The sequence below is a fragment of the Stenotrophomonas sp. STEN023 genome, from assembly GCF_056760135.1.
Map to the genome: position 1 here is coordinate 1 of NZ_JBRREF010000083.1, position 19,543 is coordinate 19,543.

Annotated in this window: 14 protein-coding genes; 11 read left to right on the forward strand and 3 right to left on the reverse strand. The window is 64.2% G+C overall.

Annotated features, from left to right (window positions below; translation table 11 throughout):
- Positions 1–227 precede the first annotated feature (227 nt).
- From ACVOLV_RS18290 to ACVOLV_RS18315, 6 genes are all read left to right on the forward strand, one after another.
- Complete coding sequence (locus ACVOLV_RS18290; protein ID WP_481555605.1) at positions 228–1,706, forward strand: ribosomal protein uL16 3-hydroxylase; 1,479 nt, start codon at positions 228–230, stop codon at positions 1,704–1,706.
- An 11-nt stretch (positions 1,707–1,717) separates the two neighbouring features.
- The gene (locus ACVOLV_RS18295) at positions 1,718–2,608 is read left to right on the forward strand and encodes a GNAT family N-acetyltransferase (RefSeq protein WP_481555617.1); all 891 of its coding nucleotides are present in this window, start codon (positions 1,718–1,720) and stop codon (positions 2,606–2,608) included.
- A gap of 174 nt (positions 2,609–2,782) precedes the next feature.
- Positions 2,783–5,614 carry a 2-oxoglutarate dehydrogenase E1 component gene (locus ACVOLV_RS18300; protein WP_481555606.1) on the forward strand — a complete coding sequence of 944 codons (2,832 nt, stop codon included), beginning with the start codon at positions 2,783–2,785 and terminating at the stop codon, positions 5,612–5,614.
- A 42-nt stretch (positions 5,615–5,656) separates the two neighbouring features.
- Positions 5,657–6,856, forward strand: a complete 1,200-nt coding sequence (gene sucB, locus ACVOLV_RS18305; protein WP_481555607.1) for a dihydrolipoyllysine-residue succinyltransferase — start codon at positions 5,657–5,659, stop codon at positions 6,854–6,856.
- Positions 6,857–6,985: 129 nt separating this feature from the next.
- The gene (gene lpdA / locus ACVOLV_RS18310; protein WP_481555608.1) at positions 6,986–8,410 is read left to right on the forward strand and encodes a dihydrolipoyl dehydrogenase; all 1,425 of its coding nucleotides are present in this window, start codon (positions 6,986–6,988) and stop codon (positions 8,408–8,410) included.
- Positions 8,411–8,535: 125 nt separating this feature from the next.
- Positions 8,536–9,129 carry an LOG family protein gene (locus ACVOLV_RS18315; RefSeq protein ID WP_481530296.1) on the forward strand — a complete coding sequence of 198 codons (594 nt, stop codon included), beginning with the start codon at positions 8,536–8,538 and terminating at the stop codon, positions 9,127–9,129.
- 162 nt (positions 9,130–9,291) lie between these two features.
- On the opposite strand, the gene ACVOLV_RS18320 is transcribed toward ACVOLV_RS18315, so the two are convergent.
- Positions 9,292–12,207 (reverse strand): bifunctional diguanylate cyclase/phosphodiesterase, encoded by a 2,916-nt coding sequence (locus ACVOLV_RS18320; RefSeq protein WP_481555609.1) that lies wholly within the window; start codon positions 12,205–12,207, stop codon positions 9,292–9,294.
- 181 nt (positions 12,208–12,388) lie between these two features.
- On the opposite strand from ACVOLV_RS18320, the gene ACVOLV_RS18325 reads away from it, so the two are divergent.
- The 5 genes from ACVOLV_RS18325 to ACVOLV_RS18345 all read left to right on the forward strand — a co-directional run bounded on the left by ACVOLV_RS18325 (position 12,389) and on the right by ACVOLV_RS18345 (position 16,698).
- Entirely contained in the window at positions 12,389–12,946 is a 558-nt protein-coding gene (locus tag ACVOLV_RS18325) for an RNA polymerase sigma factor (protein ID WP_481555610.1), read from the forward strand.
- The gene (locus ACVOLV_RS18330; protein ID WP_481555611.1) at positions 12,943–13,983 is read left to right on the forward strand and encodes a hypothetical protein; all 1,041 of its coding nucleotides are present in this window, start codon (positions 12,943–12,945) and stop codon (positions 13,981–13,983) included. The genes ACVOLV_RS18325 and ACVOLV_RS18330 overlap by 4 nt, the downstream gene beginning before the upstream one ends.
- A gap of 46 nt (positions 13,984–14,029) precedes the next feature.
- Positions 14,030–14,626, forward strand: coding sequence for an IMPACT family protein (locus ACVOLV_RS18335; RefSeq protein ID WP_481555612.1), 597 nt, complete (start codon positions 14,030–14,032; stop codon positions 14,624–14,626).
- Positions 14,619–16,385: an ABC transporter transmembrane domain-containing protein gene (locus ACVOLV_RS18340; protein ID WP_481555613.1), complete on the forward strand. Its 1,767-nt coding sequence runs from the start codon at positions 14,619–14,621 to the stop codon at positions 16,383–16,385. The genes ACVOLV_RS18335 and ACVOLV_RS18340 overlap by 8 nt, the downstream gene beginning before the upstream one ends.
- 100 nt (positions 16,386–16,485) lie before the next feature.
- Positions 16,486–16,698: a hypothetical protein gene (locus ACVOLV_RS18345; protein WP_481555614.1), complete on the forward strand. Its 213-nt coding sequence runs from the start codon at positions 16,486–16,488 to the stop codon at positions 16,696–16,698.
- A gap of 615 nt (positions 16,699–17,313) precedes the next feature.
- On the opposite strand, the gene ACVOLV_RS18350 is transcribed toward ACVOLV_RS18345, so the two are convergent.
- Both ACVOLV_RS18350 and pdxY read right to left on the reverse strand, forming a co-directional pair.
- A complete protein-coding gene (locus ACVOLV_RS18350) occupies positions 17,314–18,429 on the reverse strand; it encodes a prephenate dehydrogenase (protein ID WP_481555615.1) in 1,116 nt (371 codons plus the stop codon).
- Positions 18,426–19,334 carry a pyridoxal kinase gene (gene pdxY / locus ACVOLV_RS18355; RefSeq protein ID WP_481555616.1) on the reverse strand — a complete coding sequence of 303 codons (909 nt, stop codon included), beginning with the start codon at positions 19,332–19,334 and terminating at the stop codon, positions 18,426–18,428. Before pdxY ends, ACVOLV_RS18350 begins: the two co-directional genes overlap by 4 nt.
- Positions 19,335–19,543 lie beyond the last annotated feature (209 nt).

The following is a 19,543-nucleotide window of genomic DNA, read 5'->3' on the forward strand; positions in this document are numbered from 1 at the left end:
GTGGGTCCTGGCCCGCGCGTCCCCCCGCTCGCCCCCCCCCCCCCCCCCCCCCCCCCCCCCCCCCCCCCCCCCCCCCCCCCCCCCCCCCCCCACTACGGGTGCATTCTTTTCGCTGAATTTGATCCAGATCAGTCGCCTACGGTGCGTATTGCCGCGAACAAGGGGACAATGGAGGTCTGCGCGTCATCCGCGCCCCTGTTCGACCTCCGTTGCAAAGGATTTCCCCCATGGCTGCACGCAAGCAAAAGACCTATCCGATCGAAGTCCAGGCCAAGCCCGGCCTGCCACTGGGCATGAGCCCGGCCACTTTCCTGCGCGATTACTGGCAGAAGCGCCCGCTGTTGATCCGCGCCGCCTTCCCGGATTTCGAAACCCCGGTGCTGCCGGAAGACCTTGCTGGCCTGGCCTGCGAAGAAGGCGCGCTGGCGCGCATCGTCAGCCATGACCGCGCCACCGATGGCTGGGAGCTGCGTACCGGCCCGTTCCAGGAAGAAGACTTCCCCGGCATGCCCGACCACGACTGGACCCTGCTGGTACAGGACGTGGACAAGTGGGACCCGGAAGTGCGTGCCCTGACCTCCTACTTCAACTTCCTGCCGCGCTGGCGCATGGACGACGTGATGATCAGCTTTGCCGCCACCGGCGGTTCGGTTGGCGCCCATGTCGACCAGTACGACGTGTTCCTGCTGCAGGCCCATGGCCAGCGCCGCTGGCAGATCGACGCCAGCGAGTCGACCAAGGGCAAGCGCCCGTCGCTGGAGTTCCGCCCCGACGTCGAGCTGAAGCTACTGAAGAAGTTCAAAGCCACCCACGATTGGGTGCTGGGCCCGGGTGACATGCTGTACCTGCCGCCGAACGTGCCGCACAACGGCGTTGCCGTGAACCCCTGCCTGACCTTCTCGTTCGGCATGCGCGCGCCGTCCTCCGCCGAGCTGATCAGCGATTACCTGGACGACCTGGTCGCCGATGCCGACGAATCCATCCGCTTCCAGGACCCGGACCTGAAGCTGCCGGAAGACCCGAACGAGATCGACGAGGCCGCAATGAAGCGCGTGGTCGCCGCGCTTAACGCACTGCGCATGAACGACCCGGATCGTCTCGGCAACTGGTTCGGCCGCTTCATCACCACCTATCGCGCCGCCGGTGACATCCTGCCCTCGCAGGCACCGCCGTCGCCGGAAGAAGTGGTCGCCGAGCTGGAGAACGGCGGCGTGCTCGAGCGTCACCCCTGGGCCCGACTGGCTTGGCGCCGCGCCACCCGTGGCGCCTCGCTGTACTGCTCCGGCCTGGCGTTCCAGCTGTCGATCAAGGACGCGCAGACCCTGGCCGGTACCGAACAGATCGATATCGCCCTGTTCAACAAGCTCGGCAACAAGGGCCGTGATGCGCTGATGGAACTGATCGTCGGCGGTCATTACCAGCTGCTGGACGTGGAAACCATTGCCGCCATGCTCGCCGAGCAGGACGCACTGGAAGCCATGGAAGACGTGGCCGAGGAAGATCTCGACGACGAAGACTTCGACGACGAGGCCGATGCCCCGGAAGTCGAGATCGAAGTCATCGAATACAGCGAAGCCGGTGAAGGCGAGCCGTCCAGCGCCAGCATCGAGACCATCCTGGTCAATGAGGAAGGCGTCGAAGTCGTGGTGATCTGCGACGACGGTGAGGAAGAAGACGAAGACGACGCGGAAACCCCGTCGGCATGAGTCAAACCGCGATCTTCCGAGTAGAGATCGCCGACTACGCCGTGCAGCAGACCCTGCTGCACGGCGTGCGTCACACCGTATTTGTCAGCGAGCAGAACGTCCCGGCCGAGCTGGAAATAGACGCGCTGGATCCACTCAGCGACCACGCGCTGGCGCTGGATGAGCACGGCCAGCCCATCGGGGCCGCCCGCCTTACCCCGGATCAGCGCATCGGTCGGATGGCAGTGCTGGCTGCCTGGCGTGGCAAAGGCGTGGGCCAAGCCATGCTGAATGCGCTACTGGCCGCAGCCCGCAAACGCGGCTGGGGGGAAGTAAGCCTGCATGCCCAACTGCATGCCCGCGACTTCTACGCCTGCAATGGGTTTCTGCCAGAAGGCGTTGAATTTGAAGAGGCCGGCATCGGCCACCAGACCATGCGCCGGCGTCTGGACGGGGCGATGCGGGTACAGGACCCGGATCAGGCCCGCGCCGCCACCGCAGCGGTGATCCATGCTGCGCGCCGCCATTTGTACCTGCAGCTGCGCGGCAATGACGCCCTGCTCGCCCAGCCCTTGGTGCTGGACGCTTTGCGCCGGTTTGCCACCGCCCGTCACGACAAGCAGGTGCAGGTACTGCTGCACGAAGCCGACCTTCCCGCCCTGCCCGCCGCCTTCATCGCGCTGGCGCAGCGTCTGCCCAGTGTGTTCCAGCTACGTGAGCCGGTAGACCCGGTGGACTGCGAGGTCGGCTCGGCTGCCATCAGCAACGATCGCGGCGACTGCTACTTTCGTCCAATGGGCGCCCGCGTCGAAGGCGAGCTGTCACTGGACAGCCCCGCCCGCGCGCAGCAGCAGGAAGCGCTGTTCAAGCGCATTTGGGAGCGTTCACGTGATTGCAACGGGCTGCGCGTACTAGGTGTCTGAGCATTGACCGGGGCAGGACACGCCGCAGTCAGGTATTAATGCGCGGGACAGTGTAGGTGCCCCTTCCTGTCCAGTGAGGGGTATAATTTCGTGGTTAGAACACGCCCGCGCGGGACGCTGTAGCAGGTCCGCCGGTTCCCAGAACTACCCCACAAGTGAATCCGACTCTCCATCGTGGACAATCTACTGAAGCAGTTTGCGCAATCATCGCAGCTCGCCGGCGGCAACGCCTCCTATGTCGAGGACCTGTACGAACAGTACCTCGTCTCCCCGGACAGTGTGGACCCCAAGTGGAAGTCCTACTTTGACGGCTTCAAAGGCCGCGAAGCTGGCGATGTGCCGCACTCTGCCGCCATCGCCCACATCACCGAAGCCGCAAAGAACGCTGGCAAGGTCGGCGGCAACGCCGGTTCCGGCGACGAGCGCGAGCGCAACGTCGGCCGCCTGATCACCGCCTACCGTTCGCGCGGCCACCTCGGCGCCAATCTTGATCCGCTGGGCCTGACCCCGCCGGTCAACCCGCCGGACCTGGGCCTGCCCTTCCACCACCTCAGCGATGCCGACCTCAACGACGAGTTCAGCACCGGTGGTGTCGGCGGCCAGCCGCGGATGAAGCTGCGTGACCTGCTTGCGCGCCTGAAGGCGACCTATGCCGGCTCGATCGGCGCAGAGTTCATGTATATCGCCGAAGTCGAGCAGCGCCAGTGGCTCTACCAGCGCCTTGAGGCTGCCGGTGGCAACTACAACCTGGATGCCGACACCAAGCGTCGCACCCTGGAGCGCCTGACCGCCGCCGAAGGCCTCGAGCGTTACCTGCACACCAAGTACGTCGGCCAGAAGCGCTTCTCGCTGGAAGGCGGCGACTCGCTGATCCCGATGATGGACACCATCATCCGCGACGCCGGCAAGGAAGGCGTCAAGGACGTGATCATCGGCATGGCCCACCGCGGCCGCCTGAACGTGCTGGTCAACACCCTCGGCAAGAACCCGCGCAAGCTGTTCGACGAGTTCGAAGGCAAGTTCGAGCACGACGACCGCGCCGTTGCCGGTGACGTGAAGTACCACATGGGCTTCTCCGCCGACGTCGCCAGCGATGGCGGCCCGGTGCATCTGGCCCTGGCGTTCAACCCGTCGCACCTTGAAATCGCTGATCCGGTGGTTGTCGGCTCGGTGCGCTCGCGCCAGGAACGCCGCAACGACACCGCGCGCAAGCAGGTGATGCCGGTCCTGATCCACGGCGACGCTGCATTCGCCGGCCAGGGCGTGGTGATGGAGCTGTTCCAGATGTCGCAGGCCCGCGGTTTCGCGGTCGGCGGCACGGTGCACATCGTCATCAACAACCAGGTGGGCTTCACCACCTCCAACCGCGACGACTCGCGCTCGACCCTGTACTGCACCGACATCGCCAAGATGGTTGCTGCACCGGTCCTGCACGTGAACGGCGACGATCCCGAAGCCGTGGTGTTCGCGGCCAAGCTGGCCTATGACTTCCGCCAGCAGTTCAACAAGGACGTCGTGATCGACCTGGTCTGCTACCGCCGTTGGGGCCACAACGAAGCCGATGAACCGGCGATCACCCAGCCGCTGATGTACCAGGTGATCCGCAAGCACAAGACCACCCGCGAGCTCTACGCAGAGCAGCTGGAAGCCGCAGGCGTCATCGCTGCCGGCGCCGGCAAGGAAATGGTCGACGCGTACCGCAACAAGCTGGACTCGGGCGAAGTCACCACCGAGCTGGCCAAGGTCGAAAAGACCCCGGCCACCAGCAAGATGTACGTGGATTGGTCGAAGTACCTGTCGGGCAAGCTGTCCGATCCGGTCAGCACCAAGGTCGACATGGGCAAGCTGACCCAGCTGGCCACCATGATCAACACCATTCCGGAAGGCGTGGAAGTGCATTCGCGCGTTGCCAAGGTATACGACGACCGTCGCAAGATGGCCGCCGGTGAAATCCTCGGCGACTGGGGCTTTGCCGAAAACCTGGCCTACGCAACGCTGCTGGACGAAGGCAACGCACTGCGCCTGGTTGGTCAGGACGTGGGCCGCGGCACCTTCACCCACCGCCACGCGATCCTGCACGACCAGAAGACCGACAACTACTACCTGCCGCTGCGTCAGCTGGTCGAGTCGCCGGAACAGGCCACCATCATCGATTCGCTGCTCAGCGAAGAAGCGGTGATGGCGTTCGAGTACGGCTTCTCCACCACCGATCCGAACACCTTGTGCATCTGGGAAGGCCAGTTCGGCGACTTCGCCAACGGCGCCCAGGTGGTGATCGATCAGTTCATCGCCTCCGGCGAAGCAAAGTGGGGCCGTATCTCCGGCCTGACCCTGCTGCTGCCGCACGGTTATGAAGGTCAGGGCCCGGAACACAGCTCGGCGCGCCTTGAGCGCTTCCTGCAGCTGTGCGCTCTGGAGAACATGCTGGTCTGCGTGCCGTCGACCCCGGCGCAGGCATTCCACATGCTGCGTCGCCAGATGCGCATGGCTACCCGCAAGCCGCTGGTCGTCATGTCGCCCAAGTCGCTGCTGCGTCACAAGCTGGCCGTGTCCAGCCTGGACGAAATGGCCAATGGCGAGTTCCAGCACCTGATCGGCGACGCCAGCGCGGACGCCAAGAAGGTCAAGCGCGTCGTCGTGTGTTCGGGCAAGGTCTATTACGACCTGCTGGAAGACGTGACCAAGCGCGGCCAGGATGACGTGGCACTGGTGCGCGTTGAACAGCTCTACCCGTTCCCGCGCCCGGCGCTGGCTGCCGAACTGAAGAAGTACGGCAAGGCAACCGACGTCGTGTGGTGCCAGGAAGAGCCGATGAACCAGGGTGCGTGGTACCAGATCAAGCACCACCTGCAGGCATGCGTGGCCGATGGCCAGGCGCTGCACTATGCCGGTCGCCCGCGTTCTCCGTCGCCTGCTGTTGGCCACATGTCCGATCACCTGCGCGAACTCGCACAGCTGCTCGCCGACGCGCTGGTCAACAAGATCGACGACAACTACGCCGAATAAGCCCCCTTTTCCACAAGAAAACGAAACCAGGAAATCAGCCAAATGGCCACCGAAGTCAAAGTACCGGTACTGCCCGAATCCGTCTCCGACGCCACCATCGCCACCTGGCACAAGAAGGCTGGCGAGGCCGTCAAGCGTGATGAGAACCTGCTCGACCTGGAAACCGACAAGGTCGTGTTGGAAGTACCGGCGCCGGTTGATGGCGTGCTGAAGGAAATCAAGTTCCAGGAAGGCGACACCGTCACCTCGAGCCAGATCCTGGCGATCATCGAGGAAGGCGCGGTTGCAGCAGCCGCCCCGGCCGCCGCTGCCGAAGCACCGAAGGCTGCTGCCCCGGCCGCCGCCGCTCCGGCTGCTGCCGCTGCACCGGCTCCGGCTGCCAAGTCGGCTGCCGACGGCCTGCCCCCGGGCGCCCGCTTCTCGGCAATTACCGAGGGCGTGAACCCGGCTGACGTGTCCGGCACCGGCCGTCACGGCGCGGTGACCAAGGAAGACATTGTCAACTTCGCCCGCAACGGCGGCGTCGGCAAGGCCGGCGGTGCACGTCCGGAAGAACGCGTGCCGATGACCCGCATGCGCAAGCGCATTGCCGAGCGTCTGATGCAGTCGAAGAACTCGACCGCCATGCTGACCACCTTCAACGAAGTCAACCTGTCCAAGGTTTCGGCTGCGCGCAAGGAACTGCAGGAAGAGTTCGTCAAGGCCCACGGCATCAAGCTCGGTTTCATGAGCTTCTTCGTCAAGGCTGCCGCCAACGCACTGCAGCGCTTCCCGCTGGTCAATGCCTCGATCGATGGTGACGACATCATCTATCACGGCTACTCGGACATCTCGATCGCCGTGTCGACCGAGAAGGGTCTGGTGACCCCGGTGCTGCGCAACGTCGAGCGCATGTCGTTCGCCGACATCGAGAAGGCAATTGCCGACTACGCCAAGAAGGCCCGTGACGGCAAGCTGTCGCTGGAAGAACTGCAGGGCGGCACCTTCACCGTGACCAACGGCGGCACCTTCGGCTCGCTGATGTCGACCCCGATCGTCAACCCGCCGCAGAGCGCCATCCTCGGCATGCACGCCATCAAGGACCGTCCGATCGCCGAGAACGGCCAGGTCGTGATCGCGCCGATGATGTACCTGGCCATGTCCTATGACCACCGCATCATCGACGGCAAGGATTCGGTGCAGTTCCTGGTGGACATCAAGAACCAGCTGGAAAACCCGGGCCGCATGCTGTTCGGTCTGTAATTGCTCTGAGCCCCTCTCCCGCTCGCGGGAGAGGGGTTGGGGTGAGGGCAAGCCTCACCCGCACCCTCATCCGGCGCTACGCGCCACCTTCTCCCGGCGGGAGAAGGGACAGGCAACAAGGAATCTCAAATGGCTGAACAATTCGACGTCGTCGTCATCGGTGCTGGTCCGGCCGGCTACCACGCTGCCATCCGCGCCGCACAGCTGGGCCTGAAGACCGCCTGCATCGATGCAGCGCTGGGCAAGGACGGCAAGCCGGCGCTGGGCGGCACCTGCCTGCGCGTGGGCTGCATCCCGTCCAAGGCGCTGCTGGACTCCTCGCGCCAGTACTGGAACATGGGCCACATCTTCGATCAGCACGGCATCAGCTTCAACGACGCCAAGATCGACGTGAACAAGATGGTCGGCCGCAAGGACGCCATCGTGAAGCAGTTCACCGGCGGCATCGCCCAGTTGTTCAAGGCCAACAAGGTTGCCACCTACTACGGCTTCGGCCAGCTGCAGGCCGGCAACGTGGTCAAGGTCAAGCAGCACGACGGTTCTGAAGTCGAGCTCAAGGGCACCAATGTCATCATCGCTGCCGGTTCGGATTCGATCGAACTGCCGTTCGCCAAGTTTGACGGCAAGCACATCGTCGACAACGTCGGCGCGCTGGACTTCACCGAAGTGCCGAAGCGTCTGGCTGTTATCGGCGCCGGCGTGATCGGCCTGGAACTGGGCAGCGTGTGGAAGCGCCTGGGTTCGGACGTCACCATCCTGGAAGCACTGCCGGAGTTCCTGGCTGCTGCCGATGCTGAAGTCGCCAAGGTTGCCGCCAAGGAATTCAAGAAGCAGGGCCTGAACATCCTGCTCAACGCCAAGGTCTCCAAGACCGAGATCAAGGGCGAAGAAGTCATCGTCAGCTACACCGATGCCGAAGGCGAGAAGAGCCTGACCGTCGACAAGCTGCTGGTGGCCGTCGGCCGTCGCGCTGCCAGCAAGGGCCTGTTGGCCGATGGCACCGGCGTGCAGATCAACGAGCGCGGCCAGATCGTGGTCGACGACCATTGCCACACCGGCGTCGATGGCGTCTGGGCGGTGGGTGACTGCGTGCGCGGCCCGATGCTGGCCCACAAGGGCTTTGAAGAAGGCGTCGCCGTGGCCGAGCTGATCGCTGGCCTGCCGGGCCACGTCAACTTCGACACCATCCCGTGGGTCATCTACACCGAGCCGGAACTGGCGTGGGTCGGCAAGACCGAAGCCCAGCTCAAGGCCGAGGGCATCCCGTACAAGGCCGGCAGCTTCCCGTTCGCCGCCAACGGCCGCGCCGTCGCCATGGTGGAGCCGGCTGGCTTCGTCAAGGTGCTGGCACACGCCGAAACCGACCGCGTGCTGGGTATGCACCTGGTTGGCGCCAATGTCTCCGAGCTGGTGCACGAAGGTGTGCTGACCATGGAGTTCAGCGGCTCGTCCGATGACCTGGCCCGCATCTGCCACGCCCACCCGTCGCTGTCCGAGGCAGTGCACGACGCGGCGATGGCAGTGACCAAGCGCGCCATCCACAAGGCCAACTAAGCTCCACGGCCTGTGACCTGAAGGCTCCGCTCCGGCGGAGCCTTCTTGCTTTTGTAGTCCCCGGTCTGCGTGCGCATTCATTGGCAGCAGAGCGACCACCTCCTCCCATCCATCAGGAACAACACATGAAGTCCATCTGCGTCTATTGCGGCTCCAACCCCGGTGCCAAGCCCATCTACGTCGAACGCGCCACCGAGCTGGGCACGCGCATCGCCAACGAAGGCCTGCGTCTGGTCTATGGCGGCGGCCGTACCGGCCTGATGGGCGCGGTGGCAGACGGCGTGCTCGCCGCTGGCGGCGAAGTCACCGGCGTGATTCCGCAGCATCTGGTGGACATGGAAGTCGCGCACAAGGGCGTGACCTCGCTGGAGATCGTCAGCTCCATGCATGAGCGCAAGTCGCGCATGTTCGACCTGTCCGATGCCTTCGTCGCCCTGCCCGGCGGCTTTGGTACCGCCGAGGAAATCTTCGAGATGCTGACCTGGCGCCAGCTCGGCATCGGCCACAAGCCCTGCGCCTTCCTCGACATCGACGGCTTCTACCAGCCGCTGATCGGCATGATCGACACAATGGTCAGCGAGCGCTTCCTGCACCCGGAACAGCGCGAAGACCTGTGGTACGGCGACGACGCCACGCAGATGCTGGAGTGGATGCGCAACTACTCGCCGGCCCAGGCCGACAAGTGGTTCGACGAGAAGAAGCGCAACGCGCTGCGTTGAGGTACCGGTACGCTTTTTTGTAGGAGCGGCGTAAGCCGCGAAGCTCGTACGCTGCACAGATCGCAGATCTTCGAAGCAGGCAACAGCAACAACCGCTATGCATCGTGCAATTCCAGCTGATGCGCAGCAATAGCAATCCCAGCTTCGCGGCTTACGCCGCTCCTACAAGCCTGCGGCCTTCCTGCGCTGCAGGCTCTGCTCGCACGGGGCCGGGTAGCCGAGCAGGTAGCCCTGGCCGAAGTTGCAACCGAGCTCCTTGAGCGTCTGCAGCTGGCGCTCGTCTTCTATGCCCTCGCCTATCGTCTCGATGCCCAGCGTGCGCGCCAGCGACAGCACGCCCTGCACCAGGGCCATGGTGCTGCTGCTTCCTTCATTGTGCAGGCCGGCGACAAAACTCCGATCCACTTTCAATGCGCTGATCGGAAAGCGATGCAGGTAGGACAGCGCCGAATAGCCAGTGCCAAAGTCATCCAGCTGCACCACAACACCGCGCTCGCGCAGCTGGTGCAAGGCGCGCAAGGTCCGCGGCTCATCGTCCAGCAACGCCATTTCGGTTATCTCAACGCGCAGCCGTGCGGGGTCCGCGCCCGCCGCATCCAGCATTCCCAACAGCCGTGGTGCGAACTCAACCGAGCGGAAATGACGAGGCGAGACATTCACCGAAATATAGCCGGCCGTCGACGCCGCCATGTCTTCCATCACCTGCTCGTAGATCTGCCAATCCACCTGCTCGATCAGGCCACTTTCTTCACCCAGTGACAGGAACTGCCCAGGCAGCAATACGCCGCGGCGCTCATGCTGCCAGCGCAACAGCGCCTCGTGGCCAACCACCTGCCCGTCAAGCAGCGACACGATGGGCTGGTAGTAAGGCAGGAAGTCGCGCTTCTTGATTGCCCGCCGCAGATCCGCTTCCAGCTCCAGGCTGCGCATGGCCTCGTCATGCATCGCACCGTCGAACATCACGCAGCGGTCCTGGCCCTTGAGCTTGGCCCTGTACATCGCCGCGTCCGCGTCGCGCAGCAGGTCCGCGCCGGAGGTGTAGCGCGTATCCCACACTGCGATGCCGATGCTGCCGGACGGGAACAATTCGCGCCCGTCCACCCACATGGGCGCTTCCAATGCCTTGAGCAGGCGCCGGCCCAGATCCATCGCCGCATTCGAACCACGGTCGGAATGGACCAGCAGCGCGAATTCATCGCCACCCAAGCGTGCCACGACATCGTCGCCCCGCACCAGCCCGACCAGGCGCCGTGCAACCTCGACCAGCATCTGGTCACCCGCGGCATGGCCGATACTGTCATTGACCCACTTGAAGCGATCCAGGTCGAGGAACAGCAACGCAAAGTGCGGGGTGATCCCCAACTCCGCATTCTCGATGGCACGTTCCAACCGATCCTGCAGATGCAGGCGATTGGGCAAACCGGTCAACACGTCATGCATCGCAAGATGGGTCAGGCGCTGCTCGGCGCGCATGCGCTCGCCGATCTGGCCCAGCAGCTTCTGATTGACTTCGCCGAGCTCGCGGGTGCGCTCGGTTACCCGCAGCTCCAGGTCTGCGTGTGCCTGTACCAGACGCTGTTGATCGCGCTGGCGGGCAAGACTGTTGCCGATGGTGCGGGCCACAAACACCAACAGGCGCTGGTCATCAGCGGTGAATACGACCTGCGGGTTATAGCTCTGCACCGCGATGACGCCGACAACCTCGTCATCGCTGAACAAGGGCACGCCCAACCAGCACTGCGACTTGGCACCGAACTCTTTCAGGGCGCCAGTGGCGATCAGCTTGTCGATGTCCGCGCGCGTCAGCAACACCGGCTCACGCCGCTTCAACGCGTACTCGGTCAATCCATCACTGAACACGCGGGTTGCACGCTCGCGGTTGAAACGGTCAACCGAGTAGACGAACTCGATGCCTGCTGCATCTTCGGTCACCATCGCCACATAGAAATTGCTGGCATCCAGCAGGCGGCCGATGATCTCGTGCACCTGCGCATAGAACTCGCCAGCAGCCTTGCCGCTCATCGCCAGCTCGGAGATGTTGAACAGCGCGGCCTGCAGCAACTCGGCACGCCGGCGCTCGATGATCTCGCCCTGCAGGTGATCGTTGATGTGCTCCAGGTCCTGGGTACGCTGCCAGACACGCTGCTCCAGCTGCGCATGCGCCTGGTGCCGGTCCATCGCGGTGAGGATGTGCTTGGCGACGAAATTCAGCAGCGCCAGCTCTTCCTCGCCATAGCAGGCATCGGCGACATAGCTCTGCACCACGATCGCCCCGCACACGCGGTTGTCGCGCCACATAGGCACGCCCAGCCAGTCGGTGCTCTCCACGCCTTCGGAGACGTCGTACTGCTGTTCCAGGTACTTGGCCAACTCGCGCGAGGGACCACTCAGCGCCCGTCCCTTGCGCAACACCGCGAAGGTAAGACTGGCCGGCATTTCCTCGTAGCTGTAGCGGCGCCCCGGCTCTGGCAGGTAACTGTCGTGGGTATCGACGAAATACAGGAACTCCAGGTTCTGCTGGTTCTCGTCGCACTCCACGATGTAGCAGTTCTCGGCATACATCAGCGAGCCGAGGATGCGATGGAAATGCGCCATCATCTCGGTCATCGCCAGATCGGCACCGGCCAGGTCGGCAATCTCGAACAAGGCTTTCTGCAACTGCTTGGAGCGCTGCAGCTCTTCAATCTGTAGCCGCTGCCGCATCAGCTCCATGACCGATGCGAGCAATACCCGCGCGGTGCCCTGCCACGCATCGCTGCTGACCATGGACGCCGCCTCATCCGCGTCGACCAGCACGACATAATCGGCGCCGCCCTCATCACTCCAGCTGAAGACGTGGACAGACGCAGGCAGCTCCGATGGGCGCCCGGCCAAAAGGTCGCTTGCCATCAGGCACAGGCGCCCGCCAGCTTCTGGAAGACTGCAGCTACCTTTGCCCAGCGCGCCATCGCGCCACGCCAGCGCTACCGTGCCGGCGCGGGGCAGCATGCCCTGCAATGTCGCCACCGCCTTGGTGACCGGCGAAAATGTATCGGCGCGCGGAGGATCAACCCGTGCGTCAAGCTCGCTATACGACATCTATCCGTTCTCTCTGGGTTCCGGTCTCCCGGAACTCCCCCCTGATTCCGCAGCATACCTTTCGCAGCGGTCAAGAGCAGTGTGTCGCAGAAAAAAGATTGACATTCACAATTCTGAATAAGCGGCCTTGCTCCGCCGCACCGAGCTAGGCAGAACCCCGCCCAGCCACTACGCTTGGCGGGTGGATACCGCTGTCCAGACCCCTACCGATGAAGTGCTGATGTTGGCCTATGCCGACGGTGACAGCGATGCGTTCTCCGAGCTCTACGCCCGGCATCGCGCGCGGCTGTTCCACTATCTGCTCGGCCAGCTGCGCGACCGCCCCTTGGCCGAGGAACTGTTCCAGGACGTCTGGCAGAAGATGATCAACGCCCGGGCCGGCTGGAAGCCCGATGCGGCCTTCGCCACCTGGCTGTTCCGTATCGCCCATAACCGCCTCAACGACCACTGGCGCGCCGCCCGTCATCGCCCGGCAGCGCCGGACGACGCCGACGAACGCACCGCGCGCCTGGCCGACAACTGCACACCGGAGCTTGTGGCCGACGAACAAGCCCAGCGCCTGCAATTGCGCCAAGCCTTGGCCGAGTTGCCGCCGGAGCAACAGGAAGTCGTGATCCTGCGACTGGAACAGGAACTCAGCCTGGAGGAGATCGGGCAGATAACCGGCGTGGGCCGGGAAACCGTCAAGTCGCGGCTGCGCTATGCGATGGACAAGCTGCGCGCGAGGTTGAGCGAATGAACATTCCAGACATACTGACCCCCGAAGAGCGCGAAATGGCAAGGCTGCTTGGCCGGCCTGGTGCTGGCGCAGCAGCACCCGGCGCGCAGCTGGACGCCCGCATCATGGACATGGCGCGCACCGGGCCGCAGGCACAGGCTCAACCGGAGCAGCCTCAAACAGAAGCACCTACCCAATACCGCGCCGCGACGGTACCCGCCTCCCGTGGCCGCGGCTGGGGACGCCGCCGCGGGCTGGTGTCTTCATTCGCCGTGGCGGCATCACTGGTACTGGTGGTTGGCCTGGCCTGGCAGCTGCGACCGCTGACGCCACAGCAACCGGCGATGCAGCACGCCGAAATGTCCGCGGCCGCCGCTGACGCAGCGTCCGCGGATATGGCAGCCGCCGAAGTCGCTGCTGCACCTGCGGCGCCACTTCCCGTCCAGGCCGCTGAGGATGCCGCAACGCCCGCTCCCGCTGAACCGCAGGCCAAAGCCGTAGTCAGCGCGAAGGAGCGCAGCGTCGGCGCCGCACAGCCAGGCGCTGCGCACAACGACGAAGTGCCCGTCATCGAAAAGCCCAACGCCAGCAATGCAGGGCAATCACCTCGCGCCTTCTCCGCCGCACCGGTTGTTGTGCCACCTGCCCCACCTGCCCCTCCAGCACCCATGATGGCTCCCGCACCGATGGCTGCCCCGGTTCAAGCCGAACAGGCCGCCATTGCACAGGACCAGCGCTATAGAACCGAGGCAGCACCAGCACGCGCGTCGCCGCCACGGCTGACGACGACGGGCTCCACACCGATTCCGCATGCCGGTGCCAAGGCAGTGAGCAAGGCCGCCGAGGCACGCCGCCAGCGTGCGGAAGCTATTGCAGCAGATAGCACTCCCGACATCGAAGCCGATGCCACACTGTCGCGCCACCAGTGGATCAAGCGCATCCGCGAGCGTCACGAAAGCGGTGATCTGGAAGGTGCGAAAGCCAGCCTGCGGCGCTTTGCCCATGACTACCCGGAAGCCCGAATTCCGCGCGACCTGCGACCACTGCTCAAGGATTGAGCCGCATCCGCTACAGCTTTGCGGCGCGGCCACTAGAATGACGGCAATGCTCGACACTCTCGCCGTACCCGCCAGCCACGAGCTGGACATCAAACACAGCCGCTTCCTCGCGCAGGCAGCGCCGATCGGTGATGCCGAGGCGGCGCTGGCGTTCATCCAATCGGTCTCCGATGTCGACGCCACCCATAACTGCTGGGCTTACCGGCATGGTAACGAATACCGTTCCAGCGACGATGGTGAACCGGCCGGAACCGCCGGTCGCCCGATCCTGGCCGCAATCGATGGCCAAGGCTACGACCGCATCGCGGTGGTTGTGACGCGCTGGTACGGCGGCATCAAACTCGGTGCCGGCGGCCTGGTCCGCGCCTATGGAGGCACCGCTGCCGAGTGCCTGCGGCTGGCCCAGCGCAGTCCCCTGGTACCGATGACCGAGCGCATCCTGCAATGCGGCTTCGAGGACATGGGCATCGTGCACACCCTGCTCGGCAACGCCGGCGCCGAGAAACTCGAAGAACACTTCCTGCCCGAAGGCCTGCGCCTGCATGTGCGACTGCCGGCAGACCAGATCGAAGCGCTGGCCCTGCGCCTGCGCGACGCCACCCGCGACCGCCTACGTTTGAGCGAACCCGTGAACCATGACTGACACCTCTCCCACACAGCCGCGCAAGCTGCAGAAGCTCGGCAGCCTGAAGACCTTGTGGCCGTTCGTGCGCCGCCATGGCGGCCTGTTCACAGCCTGGCTGCTTGCATTGGCGGTGTCATCCACAGCCACGCTGAGCCTGCCGATGGCGGTCAAGCAGATGATCGACCACGGCTTCTCCGGCGGTGGCGAGATCAACCGCACCTTCATGCTGCTGTTCAGCGTTGCAGTGGTGCTGGCATTGGCGACTGCCGCCCGCTTCTTCTTCGTCTCCCTGCTGGGCGAAAAAGTGGTCGCCGACCTGCGCGGCAAGCTGTATGCACACCTGATCGGTCTGGATGCCGGCTTCCACGACCGCACCCGCAGCGGCGAACTGGTGTCGCGCCTCACCGCCGACAGCGAACTGCTGCGCAGTGTGATCGGCTCGACCATGTCAGTCGCGCTGCGCAGCAGCGTCACCGTGGTTGGTGCGATGGTGATGTTGTTCGTGACCAGTCCGCGGTTGGCGGTGTACTCGCTTATCGGTATCCCGCTGGCAGTGCTGCCCATCGTCCTTGGCGCGCGCAAGTTGCAGAAGATTTCGCGCGCCAGCCAGGACCGTGTCGCCGACGCCAATGCCCTGGCCTCTGAAACACTGGGCGCGGTACGTACGGTGCAGGCGCATGCCCGTGAGCCTTATGAGCGTGGTCGCTTCGAGGCCGCACTGGATGTGTCCGTGGCTACGGCAAGACGCCGCATCCGCACCCAATCCTTCGTCACCGCCATCGCCATGGTGCTGGTATTCGGGGCAATTGTTGCTGTCTTGTGGTCCGGCGCCCACGATGTGGTTGATCACCGGATGAGCGCCGGTACGCTTGGGCAATTCCTGTTGTATGCCTTGATCGGCGGTGGTTCGGTCGGTGCCTTGGCCGAAGTGTGGAACGAACTGCAGCGCGCCTCCGGCGGCATGGGCCGTATTGGTGAACTGCTGGCCGAGAGCCCGCAGATCACCGCACCCGCACAGCCGCATCCACTGCCATCGCCGGTTCGCGGCGAAATCCGCTTCGAGCATGTCTCCTTCCATTACCCACAGCGACCCGATCAACCGGCGCTGGATGATTTCAGCCTGAGCGTTGCACCGGGCGAAACCGTGGCGCTGGTTGGGCCATCTGGTGCTGGCAAGAGCACCGTATTGTCGCTGCTGCTGCGCTTCCACGATCCGGACAGCGGCAATCTGCGCCTGGACGGTATCGACCTGCGCGAGCTTGACCCGGCCAAACTGCGCCAAAGCATTGCGCTGGTACCGCAGCAACCTGCCCTGTTTGCCGCCAGCGCCGCCGACAACATCCGCTATGGCCGACTGGAAGCCAGCGACGAGGAAGTACGCGCCGCCGCGCGTTCAGCCGAGGCAGACGACTTCCTGATGCAGCTGCCGGAAGGCTACGCCAGCGACCTGGGCGAACGCGGCGCACGCCTGTCCGGCGGCCAGCAACAACGCGTAGCCATCGCCCGTGCCTTGCTGAAGGACGCACCGGTACTGCTGCTGGACGAAGCCACCAGCGCACTGGATGCGCAGAGCGAACGTGCGGTGCAACACGCACTGGAGCGGCTGATGGCCGGGCGCACGACACTGGTAATCGCGCATCGTCTGGCAACTGTGCTCAAGGCCGATCGCATCGTGGTGATGGATCACGGCCGTATCGTCGCGCAGGGCACGCATGCTGAACTGCTGGCACAGGACGGTTTGTACGCCGAGCTGGCGCGGCTGCAATTCATAGATTGAGAACGCTGCGCTAACGTCTGGGTAACAACGCCAACGGCAAGCTCGCTATGTGTTCGCAACTACCAAAATGCGAGCACCTTTCCAGCATTGGAGGCGAACCATGGCGTTCAGACAGTTTCCAGCAACCACAAGCGATGGCGAGAGTTGCATCGTCATCGAGTTCCTTGATGAACCCGGCAGCCAGGCCAGCAGCACTATCCGGCCACCGCGTTACGAACTTGCCGATGGCCGACCGTTACTGCGGCGCGGCAGCAACCTGTTCAGTGCCGACGGCGAAGTCAGCCTGTCGATGAACCAGCCCTACCGGGCCTGACCCCCGCCCAACAAGCGCGCCGTGACCATCACCGGCGCGCGTCGGGATGCTGAGCCAGGCCGGTATCCGGTAATTCTGAATACGCTGTGCCGATCTGGCTGGAGACTGGTCAAATTTTCACCAACCATCTTGACAGCCTTGTGCCCCAAGGGATGTAAGGAATTATCCACATGCTTGCACACACTCGCCTGTGGATTAAGTCGCAGACTTTGAGACGCCAATAGGCTGCCCCCTCCCTTTTGCGTAGCAAAAGGGAGGGTTGGGGACGGGTGCTTTTGGGCTGTTGCAGTTGCAGTAGCTCTTGCGACTGTTGCCTCGCGTGCTTCGCGGCTTACGCCGCTCCTACAGCTTTACCCCCTCCCTTTTGCGTAGCAAAGGGGTGGGTTGGGGTGGGGGGCTTTTGGGCAGTTGCTGTTGCTGTGGGTCTTGCAGTTGTTGGTTGGCCTGCTGCGGGGCTTACGCCGCTCCTACGAGGTGGGGTTTTTTGTGGGTGCGGGGTCTGCCGCGAAGCTGATGGTCCCCAAAGGCCAGACAACCTCGGCAACTGCAATGCGCTATCGGCTTCGGCCATTGATGCGAGTTTCGCGGCTTACGCCGCTCCCACAACCGATGCGCTTAGCGCTCCAGCACGCGGCCTATGCCGCTGCTGTTGATCTCGTCGCTGGCCGCTGAAATCACCTCAGCCGAATAGGCCTGCACGAAGCCCATGCGGAAGTGCACTTCACCGCCCGGCGTACGTGAGGAGTGAATCGACGCCAGGCTGATGCCATGCCGCTCGAACACGTGCAGCAGCTCACGCAACGAACCTGCACGGTCCTCCGGCAGATGCACGCTCATCGCGCTCTGATCGGTCAGATCCGCCAGCAGATAACCGACGCGCTCGAAGCTGTAGTTACCGTCGCGCAGGGTCTGCTCATCCACCGCAGCCTTGTTGTCGGCCAGATACTGCGTGCGGAATGCCGCACGCGCGGCATCATCGCCCTGCCCCACCAGACTGCGCAGCTGCTGCAGTTGCTGCAAGAGGTGGTCCAGCACTTCGCCTGCGTGTGGATTACCAAACTGGATGTCTTCGTAGATGGCCGGGTTCAACGACAGGATTCGCGAAATCACCGCTGCATCCAGTTCAAATGCAGCCGAGCGATACGGCATCAGTTCGCTCAGCGAGCCCAGCATCGGCGCGTACTCGCGCAGCACGCCGGCCTGGGCCAGATGTGTTGCATGCACCATTGCCTGCACCAGCGCCATTACCCGGTCGTGGTGTTCGGCAGTGCCGCGCACGCATTCGGCCTGCAAGGCGATGCACAGCTCGTCCAGCCACACCTGCCACTGCGCATCCAACCGCGCTTCGCAGACCACCATCACCCGGCCCTTCAAGGTCGGCGCCTTGGGCGGTGCGGTCATCGGGTGCAGGCCGGCGACCGAGGCCTGTGATTCCAGCATCGCCGCTACCGGCTCGGCCTTGATCGAGGTGACGTCCAGCCACAGCTTGCCGCGCTCTCGTCCGGCCGAGTGCAGGATGTACTCGCGGATCAATGCAGGTGTATGCCGGATCGGCGCCGAGAACAGCAGCACATCCGCTTGCTCCAGCAATTGCTCGGGGGTCTGCGAGTCAACATCGACCGGGTCGTGACCGATCACCTGCAAGCCCATGCGCGATTCGAAGAAACCGCGCAGCCAACGTCCAAAGGCACCGCCGCTGCCGACGATGCCAATGACTGGACGCATAGTCACGCCAGACGCTCGGCGCGGAAGCGATACGGGGTACCCAAGGCAGCTGGTGCGGCCGCCAATACGTCGAACTCTTCCACGCCAGTGGCCAGCGTCGCTTCCAGCGCAGCGTGCACGCCAGCGATAGCGCGACTCACGCCGTCCTCGAAGCTGTGACCCTTGAGCAGGAAGGCGACCAGCAGCGACATCAGCACGTCTCCGGTGCCGGCCACATCCACCGGCAGATGCGGCGAGGTCCAACGCCAGATCTGCTCGCGACCGATGGCCAGCGTCACCAACTCGCCCGGATCACCGGATACCGAATGCGCGATCACCCATTCCGGGCCGCGCTCCAGCAGTTTGCGCGAGGCGGCGATGGCATCGTCCTGTTCCAGGGCCGGCATGCCGGTCAATCGGCCCAGCTCGAAGGCATTGGGCGTGACCAGCCAGGCGTGCGGGAGCAGGCGCTCGATGAAGATCTTTTCCAGCCCTGGCTCAACGTAGGGACCGGTATGGGTGTCGCCGATCACCGGGTCCAGGCAATAACGCAGCTGCGGCGATTGCGGCAGCACTTGGTCCAGCCAATCAGCAAACGCGGCGCCGTTGGCAACACTGCCGAAGTAGCCGGATACCAAGGCACCGGCGCGCTGCGGCAGGCCCCGCTCGGTTGCGCCCTGCAGCAGCTCGGCGAACCAGTCTGCAGGCAGCACGCGGCCGCGCAGCGTCACGTAGAACGGCGCGTTGCTCAGCAGCGTGGTTGGAATTTCAGCAACGCGCAGGCCCAGGGCACGCAGCGGCGGTACTGCCGCGCTGTTGCCGGCATGGCCGTACACCAGCTGGGATTGCACGGAAATCACGTCCACCGGCGACGGCCCATCCGGGCGTTGCCGACGACCGTGCACGAGATGGCTATGGTCGACTTCGTTCATCGCCCTATTCTACGTCCGCTGGGCAAGGCGCGACTGCATACGCTTGCGCGCGCAACCAATAGCAGATGGCATGACGAAAAAAGCCGCAGCAAGCTGCGGCTTTGATTCATGTAGTGCCGAGCCGTGCTCGGCAGGGGCATTACAAGCAATCCATGTAGTGCCGAGCCATGCTCGGCAGAAGCCTTACCGGGAACGCTCCTGCCGAGCAT

Excerpts from the sequence above, each read along its gene's own strand:
- ACVOLV_RS18320 (WP_481555609.1), bottom strand. The coding sequence starts at position 12,207 with ATGTCGTATAGCGAGCTTGACGCACGGGTTGATCCTCCGCGCGCCGAT.
- ACVOLV_RS18290 (WP_481555605.1), top strand. The coding sequence starts at position 228 with ATGGCTGCACGCAAGCAAAAGACCTATCCGATCGAAGTCCAGGCCAAG.
- ACVOLV_RS18315 (WP_481530296.1), top strand. The coding sequence starts at position 8,536 with ATGAAGTCCATCTGCGTCTATTGCGGCTCCAACCCCGGTGCCAAGCCC.
- ACVOLV_RS18345 (WP_481555614.1), top strand. The coding sequence starts at position 16,486 with ATGGCGTTCAGACAGTTTCCAGCAACCACAAGCGATGGCGAGAGTTGC.
- ACVOLV_RS18330 (WP_481555611.1), top strand. The coding sequence starts at position 12,943 with ATGAACATTCCAGACATACTGACCCCCGAAGAGCGCGAAATGGCAAGG.
- ACVOLV_RS18335 (WP_481555612.1), top strand. The coding sequence starts at position 14,030 with ATGCTCGACACTCTCGCCGTACCCGCCAGCCACGAGCTGGACATCAAA.
- pdxY (WP_481555616.1), bottom strand. The coding sequence starts at position 19,334 with ATGAACGAAGTCGACCATAGCCATCTCGTGCACGGTCGTCGGCAACGC.
- ACVOLV_RS18340 (WP_481555613.1), top strand. The coding sequence starts at position 14,619 with ATGACTGACACCTCTCCCACACAGCCGCGCAAGCTGCAGAAGCTCGGC.
- lpdA (WP_481555608.1), top strand. The coding sequence starts at position 6,986 with ATGGCTGAACAATTCGACGTCGTCGTCATCGGTGCTGGTCCGGCCGGC.
- sucB (WP_481555607.1), top strand. The coding sequence starts at position 5,657 with ATGGCCACCGAAGTCAAAGTACCGGTACTGCCCGAATCCGTCTCCGAC.